1 protein-coding gene is annotated in these 877 nt (G+C 28.7%); it reads left to right on the top strand.

Translation table 11 applies throughout. The features are described 5' to 3' along the window. Positions 1-113: 113 nt before the first annotated feature. A partial coding sequence (locus ACOTVC_RS08875) for an ankyrin repeat domain-containing protein (protein WP_421628385.1) occupies positions 114-877 on the top strand: 764 nt, incomplete at its 3' end.

Here is an 877-nt window from a genome sequence, read left to right as displayed (position 1 = left end):
AGGAGTAGCGCCTAATAAAATCATGATAAAAAGATTAAATTTAAACAATCCTGCTAATATAGAAGAGGAATTAAACAAAAACAAACAAATACAAAAAAACTAAAGGAAAAACAATGAAAAAACTAGAAGATATCAAAGCTATGAGTTACAAACAAAAAGATGAATTAGAAGATTTAGTTCTTGAAGCTATAGATGATAATGATTTAGCCAAGGTAAAAGATATTTTAAAAGATTATCCTGTAAAAATATCTTGTTATGAGCTTAATATCAAAGATAAAGATGGAGACTTCCCTTTATTTGATCCTTTTAACTTAATAACAAGAGCCGCATTTGCTTGTGAAGAAAATAATAATGATTTTTCTATTTTAGATTATTTATTTGATGAGTATGGTTTAAGTTTAAAAGATCCTAAATATAATTTTGTTCTTATTGATATGAAACATATCAAAGAAGCTAATGAAAAATACATCTTAATGAAAGAAGTAGAAGGCGAGCCTAATATTTACAAAAATGCCCTAATCTATTATTATATACTCAATGCCGATAATCCAAATTCTCAAATCATACAATATCTAGTCAATCGTGGAGCTAAATTTGAAGTGCATGATGAAGGATATTCCGGTAGGACTCCTATGCATTTTTGGGTTAGACGCAATAATTATGAATTATTAGAGCTAGCTATTAAAGGAGGGGCTAATGTGGATATGCAAACTTTTAGTAAATTAAGAAAATGCAATAATGAAACCCTTTTATTTGAAGCTGTAAGCGAACCTGAAACTTATAAGGTTACAAAGCTTTTAATCGAACTAGGAGCTAATGTAAATTTTGTCACCCCAACCACCCCTTTAGATATCGCAAGAGGATCTAGAAATAAAAA

It is taken from the genome of Campylobacter sp. GB48, assembly GCF_049221845.1.
Taxonomy (GTDB): Bacteria; Campylobacterota; Campylobacteria; order Campylobacterales; family Campylobacteraceae; genus Campylobacter_D; species Campylobacter_D lari_C.
Note: the sequence above shows the minus strand (reverse complement) of the source record. Positions and strands in the feature narration are given on the sequence as shown.